Origin of the sequence: Bacillus sp. MMSF_3353, assembly GCF_030733445.1 — a bacterium.
Classification (GTDB): domain Bacteria; phylum Bacillota; class Bacilli; order Bacillales; family Bacillaceae_G; genus Bacillus_A; species Bacillus_A wiedmannii.
Window position 1 is genome coordinate 1 of the sequence record NZ_JASHJA010000066.1, and the last position, 8526, is coordinate 8526.

Sequence of the window (8526 nt, forward strand, 5' to 3'; positions counted from 1 at the left end):
TAAAAATAAAAATTGACGTTTCACGTTGTTTGTTTCGTTCAGTTTTCAAAGAACTACTCGGTCGCTCATTTGCGACTTCCTTATGTTAACATCTTCGTTAGTTAATGTCAACTAAGTTTTTCATTTTGTTTGCCGCGTTCTGCGTTATTGCATCGGCGACTTGTTCTATATTACACCTCTATATCCTAATCGTCAATACCTTTTATCCTTTTTATTTTATAAATTCTAAAGGGTATTGAACCTTCTTCATTTATACTCCGTTCCTAGAGATTAATAAATTGTTGCGATCACTTTCATAATTGACAGTTTATACTTTCTTACTTACACCTTTCTAAAGAATGAATAGCAAGCCAAACAAATATATATTAAAGGTAGCACTTTTTATTTCGAGTACATTCCAGCTGTATTCACAATTATCTCCTACCACTTCTCTCTAGGAATTATAAATATACCATGCATTTACTAAAAATCTAATTAACTTAGGAGGCGTTATGAAATGCATGTTAATAAGAAGATCATTTATGTATCCCATGATGCCCATTTCCACGGAGCACAGCTGCTTTCTTTACATACTATTAAAGCTCTTAAAGAAAACTTTCATTACTCCGTCGCAATTATTTCTATTGGAACGGGCATTTTAATCCACGATTTTCAAAAGTATGGTCCTGTTTATTGCCTAGAGGAAGACTACCCAACAGAAAAAAGGGTCGAATTATTAATAAAGAAGTTACTATCACAAGACTATACCATCGCCATATGTAGTACCGTCATAAGTGGTGACATAGTTGCATTACTAGCTAAACACAATATAAAAGTTATTTCATTAATACATGAATTGCCGCATTTAATACAACAGTACTCTGCCGAGGGGAAAGCGAGAAACATTGCCCAGTTTGCTTACAAAATTGTCTTCCCTTCACAGTACGTGTATGAAAAATTCCGTACAATCACCCAATTAGATCATCAAAAATGCCACATCCTCCCTCAAGGCTTGTTTAACCACAATCCTTATAAGAACAATATTGCAAAAGCTAGAAGCGAATTACGAAAAAAACACAACCTGCCTCTAGATAGCAAAATCATTTTGGGAGTAGGTTTTGCTGATCATCGGAAAGGGATAGATTTATTCTCACTTATTGCTTACTCAGTAAGAAAAGTTCATACGAATATTCATTTTATCTGGGTCGGGAGAACGGATGTTCATTTCTTTAACACACTATCCCCAAGATATACAGCACATTTCACATTAGTTGAGCCTACTCCAGATATCGGTTTATATAACGCCGGGGCTGATTTATATTTATTAACTTCAAGAGAAGATCCTTTTCCAAACGTTGTTTTAGAAGCATTAGATACAAAAGTCCCTGTTATAGGGTTTAAAAACGCTGGAGGTTTTGAAGATGTTGTTACGGAACAAACTGGCGCCTTAGTAGACTTTTTAAATTTACCGCAGGTGCTGGAAAGAATATATGAATTTATTGGAGATGAAGACTTACGATTACAAAAAGGGCGCTTTGGCCAAGAGCTTATTGAAAAAGATTTTAACTTTCTTCATTACATTTATCAACTGTTAAACCTACTTGATCATAATTACAAAAAAATAAGCGTAATCATACCGAACTATAATTACGAAAAATACTTACCTGACCGAGTTAAATCCATATTAAACCAAACCTATCCCCTTTACGAACTAATTTTCCTAGACGATGCCTCCACTGACAATAGCGTATCTATATTTAAACAGCTGCTCTCAAACGAAAATAAGCCCCACCTAAAAGTTCAGCAGATTATTAATGATAAAAACTCTGGTTCTGTATTTAAACAATGGATAAAAGGCGTCTCTGCAGCAACCGGTGATTATATTTGGATTGCAGAGGCCGATGACTTATGTGATCAGACATTTTTAGAAGAAGTAATACAAGGGTTTCATATAAATGGTGATGTTACCTTAAGCTACACACAATCAAAACAAATAGATGAACAAGGAAATATCCTGGCCAATCATTATTTAGATTACACAAATGATATTGATAAAGAAAAATGGAAAAGTTCTTATTTTCGAAAAGGGATAGATGAAATACAAGATACATTACTTATCAAGAACACCATACCTAATGTCTCAAGTGTAGTTTTTAAAAACATAGATATAAAAACAACAGAAAAACAATTAGAAAAGTTTAAAGTAGCTGGTGATTGGTTTTTCTATGTTTCTATTCTTAAAGAGGGGAACATTTATTTCAATCCAAAACCACTAAACTATCATAGACGACATACAAATAGCGTAACGGGAACAGAAGATTCATATTCCCATTACAGTGAAGTTGTACAAATGCAGAATTTCATTAAAGAAACCTTTACTATCGACAATATTTCAAAAAAGAAAATGTACACATATAGAAAGTATCTTAAAGCATATTTGAAGATTGAATGATATATTTTCTTCGCCATCAGTGTCTCTTGTAAGACGTTACTATCATTTAAGGGGGGTTACTCATTGAAAGAATTTATAGAGGCAAATAAAGATTTGATTTCCCAAATTGCACACAACTACAATGTAAATGCAAGTATCCATCCAGAGGATCATATCTTTCAATTCCTTGTCACTAATCCAGTCTTCCCATCTAAAAAAGAAGCGATAGATTATTATTTTCAAGATGGGAGAAAATCCGCAGAAACACTCTTAGATTTAATTACGTCCTTTTATCCTCCTATAGACACTCCAATAAAATTATTAGAATTCGCATCCGGATACGGCTGCGTAACACGTCATTTATTAAACCTACAAACGAACTTAAGTATAACTACCTGCGATATACATGAAGAGGCTATTACTTTTATTGAACGTACATTAAATACTTCTTCTATCTTGTCTCACCCTGAACCTGAACAAGTAAATTTGACCTCCTCTACGTATGATATCGTTTTTTGTCTATCCTTTTTTTCTCATATGCCTGATACAACTTGGTTTCGTTGGCTTCAAACATTGTATAATGCTGTTTCTCCTGAAGGCTTACTCATTTTCACAACTCATGGTTATCAAAGTAAAAAGTACTTCAGCTTTCCAGATTTAAATAAACAGGGTTATTGGTTTCTCCCTTCTAGTGAACAATTAGATTTGGATGTTCATCAATACGGGCAAACGATCGTTAGTCCCTCTTACGTATGTGACAAAATTAAATTATTACCCTATAACCCTGTCATCAAAAAATACACTGAAGGTTTTTGGTGGGAACATCAAGACCTTTGGGTAATAAAAAAAGAAATAAAATAATAAACCACGCTCTACTTATACAAAAGTAGGGCATGGTTTATTATTTTTTACTATATAAGAACTCTTCAATCCATAGCTTATTTAATCTAATTCCACTTTTGAAATCTATTTTCGGTTCCCAATTACATTCTCGTCTTACTCTATCTATATTTAAAATGATTTTTTGAACATTTTCTTGCCTTTGTTTATAGCAGGTAAAGTCCACTTTTCTTTCCGTTAATTTCTCCAATTCTACTATAATTCGTTTTAAAGAGAGACCCTTGCCGCTCCCTATGTTATACACACAAGATTTCAAACGATTTAATTGTGATAGTTGTATAGTGATTTCAACTAAATCATCGATATAAATATAATCTCGAATAATCTCCTGTGGATTCCCATATATATTAATCTTTTCATTACTGAGATGCTGATACAAAAAACAGTTTATTGCCCCAACTTTCTTTAAAGGATTTTGATATTTTCCATATGGATTAGAATATCTACATACAACATAGTCAATTCCGTATTTTTTCTTATAAAAGTACAAGTAATTTTCAAGCGACACTTTTGTTATTCCATAAGGAGAAAGTGGTTTTAATGGATGTTCCTCATCAATAGGTAAATATTTCGGTTCACCATAAACCGTGCCTCCAGAAGATGCTAATACAATTTTTTTAACAGGAAAATTTTTAACACTTTCCATGAAGTTAAGAAAAAAAAAGCTACTGTTTATATCTCCGAAAACATCTTCAATTGAAGTTGCTACATTAGACGTTGCAGCTAAATAAATAATAATATCCACATCCACTAAAGCTTTATATATATCTTCAACATTTGCTAAATCACCTTTAATAAATTCAACATCACTTATAATATTTTGAGGAAAATTATTTATATGTCTGGAAAATACTTTGACAGTTTGACCTTGTTTCAATAAACCTAATGCGAGGTTAATACCAATGAAACTATTTCCACCTACTATTAAATAATTATTCTTCCTCATAATATCCTCTCTAGTAATAAGATTTTTGCTTATCACACCTAGAAATGCAACTAAATGAACTTGGTCACTGCTATTATTCATCCTCTTATCATTGTATGCTTCCTATAAATTTTCATTATCTTTATTTTATATTTTCCTTTTAGAATCGCTATCTTATTTAAGCTGACCGCAAAAAACACTCATACTATTTACTCATTCCCATGAATATATTGGATTAGTAAAAACTTCCCTTCTCCATAAATAAAAATTTCAAAAAGGAGCACTACATGTATGAAGAGTATAAATCAGGAGCTTTTAAATCATGTAATCCTACATAAAGATCGAATCCCACATTTCCATAAAGACTTTCCACTTATACTATTCTGGAGCCATAGAAGCGGATGTACCGCCTTAGCTAATTGGTTCTTTTTTCAAATTGGATTGTTTAATGAAGCAAAGAAATACCATGACTTTATTCATTACTATGAATTCTGGGTGTATAAAAACAACACTAACTACATACCAGAGTTACAAAATGGGCTTCTAACAGCAAATAAAGATGTTTGTAAACTTGTACGGAATCCCTACAAAAGGGCCGTCAGCTCATTTTTATTACTTGCTGACAATCCATATGCTAGCCCTCAATGGGAAAATATCCGCCACTATTTGTATAATGACAAATATAGTAACCGTGGAGTATCATTTAAACAATTTTTATATTACATTCGAGCATTGGGTTCAAATTCCCTAGCAATGGACATACATTTTAGTCAGCAATACGTTCCAGGTGAAGAAAATTTCATCCAATACTATATTCCTTTAGAAGATTTTAATACACAAATCACCAAGATAGAACACACGTACGATTTGATTAAATCCAATTTAGAGCTTCTTACAAATTCAGATCATCATCGGGCTCATAAGATGCTTTATACAGGAAGCTATGCAGAACTCAGCATTACAGATGCCACCTTCCCTCGCTTCCCAACATATGAAAGCTTTTATGATGAAGAAACAATGGCGTTAGTTACAGAAATATATGCACAAGACTTTGAAATGTATCCGTACACAAAAGGGATATTCTAAGTCGATACATTCTTCAATGAATAAAAGCGAATGTATCGCATAGCATAAAGTGAAACTTTAATTAGCGTGGGGTTCTCTCCCGCTAATTATTCCATTCTACCAATCTCACTTTTATGGGTTCCCTAATTTCCACCCACTCTCTTTGATTTCACTGATTGTTGACGTGTGTGTCATATGCATTTTTTTACAAAGGAGTGATGTCATGTGGAAGGTAATTTGAAGCACAATAATGGATATTGCGTTATTTGTGAGAAGGAAACTACATTTATAGAGCATAATGATTGGCTTAGAGATCATTACTTATGTTCTACATGCCACTCTATACCAAGGCAGCGAGCTATAATCCATGTTTTAAATACATTTTTTCCTAAATGGGGTTCCTATCATATCCACGAATCCTCTCCTGGGGGAATTACAACTCAGCTACTTATAAAAAACTGCAAAAACTATACGTATTCTCAATACTTTAAAAACTATCCTCTCGGCCAATACTTTCAAGGAATTAGATGTGAGAACTTAGAAGATATGACTTTCCAAAATGAATCTTTTGATTTGTTCATTACTCAAGATGTCTTTGAACATGTAATGGAGCCAAACAAAGCCTTTAAAGAAATAGAGCGTGTATTAAAGCCTGGCGGTGCTCATGTGTTTACTGTCCCTTGGTGTCATACACTCACAAAGACTTTACAAAGAGCAAGAATCAATAAAGAAGGAATCGAATATATTGAGGAGCCAATTTATCATGGTAATCCTATTGATGAGAACGGGTCTTTAGTAACATTTGATTGGGGTCAAGATATGATTGAATATATTTATACACATGCAAATATGTATACCATTGTTTATTTACAAAAGGATAGATCACTGGGGTTAGATGCTGAATTTCTACACGTTTTTATTAGTAAAAAACACGAAAATAATTTTTAGGTACTATATAATTTGGAGGTTAACAAATGAATAACTTCAAGTTAGGAAATGATTTTGATAACCTTGTTAGCCCGCTTTCTGATGTTGAACTTCTAAATCTATTTATACAAAGTTGCTCACAAACAAAGATAAATGGCATCCCAGTACCTATGTTCCCCCCTGAAGAAATTCAACAACAGTTTGTAGGTGCTTCCTATGAACATGCTCTTTATGAAGCATATTTGTTTTATAGCCATGTAAAAACATATGCCCAAAATCTAGGTGTTCCTTTGAATAAAGGACGTAAAATTTTAGACTTTGGTTGCGGATGGGGAAGAATCATACGCTTCTTTTTCAAAGATGTTCGCGATGAAAATTTACTTGGTATTGATGTAGATCCCCTCATGATTACTCTTTGTAATGAAACGTTAGGAAGAGGGATATATAAAACAGCCAACCCACAACCTCCTGTAGAATTTATTAATGACAATTCATTAGATATCATATTCGCTTATTCTGTATTCTCACATTTATCCGAAGAAACAGCAGAAAATTGGATAAAGGAATTTTCAAGAATTCTTCGTCCAGGTGGCATCTTCATCGCCACAACACAAGCACGCTATTTTCTCGATTTCTGTCAACAATTTAAGGAACACCCTGAATTAATTCAAACGGGATGGCATAAAACTTTATCTCAAGCTTTTCCAGATATAAATCGTGCCATCTCGGATTATGAAAGCGGCAATTTTGTCCACAGCCCTACGGGAGCTGGAGACGTTAGAAACAGTAGCTTCTACGGGGAAACCGTTATACCTAGAACTTATATTAAAAACCACTATGAGAAGTATTTAAAGCTACGGGACTTTTTTGATGATACAAACCGGTTACCCCAAGCTCTATTTGTTCTCCAAAAAGATTAACTCTTTTCGCTCATTGTATAATGAAGATCATTTTGTATCTCAGCCGTATATATTAAATCATCAAAGATTTCCATATTAAGCACACTGTACAAAAGAATTCATTATGCAGCATAAACACAGTAAGTAAATAACATATCTCATGTTTTAACTAGATTCGAAAAATCAAAAGTAACTTCCCACCACTTGAACTACGAAGAACATAAGGGGGATATATCTTGAAAATAATCGCTTTTTACTTACCACAGTTTCATCAAATAAAAGAAAATGACCGATGGTGGGGGAAAGGGTTTACTGAATGGACAAATACTAAAAGTGCACGACCTTTATTTTCAGGACATTACCAACCTAGAGAACCTTATCAAGATTTTTATTATGACTTAACCACCCCATCCGTAAGAAAATGGCAAGCAGAAATCGCCAAAGCACATGGCATATATGGTTTTTGTTATTACCATTACTGGTTTAAAGGGAAGAGGCTATTGGAGGCACCCTTTAATGAGGTACTTAAGATGAAAGAACCAGATTTTCCATTTTGCCTTTCTTGGGCAAATGAACCGTGGACAAAAACTTGGGATGGTCTTGATAGTCACATATTAATGCCTCAAAATTATGGAGAATTATCGGATTGGAAAGAGCACTTTGAGTATTTATTGCAAGCTTTCCAAGATGAGAGATATATCCGTATAGACGATAAACCACTATTCATTATTTATCGCCCCGGGCATATCCCTCATTGTGAACAAATGCTTCATTATTGGAATACACTCGCACAAGAAAATGGTTTGAAAGGTATATACTTTGCAGAAACATTAAACAGCTTTCCACTTCCTAATATAAATGGATTTGATGCTAGCATTGAATTCGAGCCTTTTTATACAATTGCTCATGATAGCTCTTCAGACATAAATAAAACAATATATGAGTCTGGTAAACAAATAAACGCTTGGGATTATGATAAAGTGTGGATGTATATACTAAAACGATCTCCTCCAGAGAAAAAAACATTTCCTGGTGCCTTTGTTGACTGGGACAATACAGCACGCCGCAAAGACTTAAATAGCAGCATCTTCCTAGGTTCTACCCCTAGGAAGTTCACGATATATTTAAGCAAACAAATCCAGCGTACCTATTCTCTTTACAACAGCGAGTTTTTATTTATTAATGCGTGGAATGAATGGGCAGAAGGTACTTACTTAGAACCAGATAAAAGGTATGGATTCGCCTATTTAGAAGGAGTTAAGCAGGCAATTAACAGAGGTATGAAAGCATACAAAAAAGACGAGTCATTCTGACTCGTCTTAATAGTTGCTTGGCGACGTCCTACTCTCACAGGGACAAGGTCCCAACTACCATCGGCGCTAGAGAGCTTAACTTCCGTG

Annotated in this window: 7 protein-coding genes; 6 read left to right on the forward strand and 1 reads right to left on the reverse strand. The window is 34.0% G+C overall.

From position 1 onward, the window contains the following. Positions 1-496: 496 nt before the first annotated feature. Positions 497-2431: a glycosyltransferase gene (locus RBB48_RS31120; protein ID WP_097891369.1), complete on the forward strand. Its 1935-nt coding sequence runs from the start codon at positions 497-499 to the stop codon at positions 2429-2431. Positions 2432-2494: 63 nt separating this feature from the next. Next, positions 2495-3271 (forward strand): class I SAM-dependent methyltransferase, encoded by a 777-nt coding sequence (locus tag RBB48_RS31125; protein WP_088610424.1) that lies wholly within the window; start codon positions 2495-2497, stop codon positions 3269-3271. 40 nt (positions 3272-3311) lie between these two features. Here the strand turns inward: RBB48_RS31125 and RBB48_RS31130 are convergent, their stop codons facing one another. Beyond that, on the reverse strand, positions 3312-4256 hold the full coding sequence (locus RBB48_RS31130) for an NAD-dependent epimerase/dehydratase family protein (protein WP_097891375.1): 945 nt from the start codon (positions 4254-4256) through the stop codon (positions 3312-3314). Positions 4257-4526: 270 nt separating this feature from the next. Between RBB48_RS31130 and RBB48_RS31135 the strand changes: the two genes are divergently transcribed. The 4 genes from RBB48_RS31135 (at position 4527) to RBB48_RS31150 (ending at position 8439) form a co-directional block, all read left to right on the forward strand. Beyond that, a complete protein-coding gene (locus RBB48_RS31135; protein ID WP_097891371.1) occupies positions 4527-5321 on the forward strand; it encodes a sulfotransferase family 2 domain-containing protein in 795 nt (264 codons plus the stop codon). Between the two features lie 204 nt (positions 5322-5525). Then, positions 5526-6248: a class I SAM-dependent methyltransferase gene (locus RBB48_RS31140; protein WP_306008814.1), complete on the forward strand. Its 723-nt coding sequence runs from the start codon at positions 5526-5528 to the stop codon at positions 6246-6248. Positions 6249-6274: 26 nt separating this feature from the next. Further along, complete coding sequence (locus tag RBB48_RS31145; protein ID WP_088610427.1) at positions 6275-7147, forward strand: class I SAM-dependent methyltransferase; 873 nt, start codon at positions 6275-6277, stop codon at positions 7145-7147. Positions 7148-7362: 215 nt separating this feature from the next. After that, positions 7363-8439 (forward strand): glycosyltransferase WbsX family protein, encoded by a 1077-nt coding sequence (locus RBB48_RS31150; RefSeq protein WP_088121150.1) that lies wholly within the window; start codon positions 7363-7365, stop codon positions 8437-8439. Positions 8440-8526: the final 87 nt, after the last annotated feature.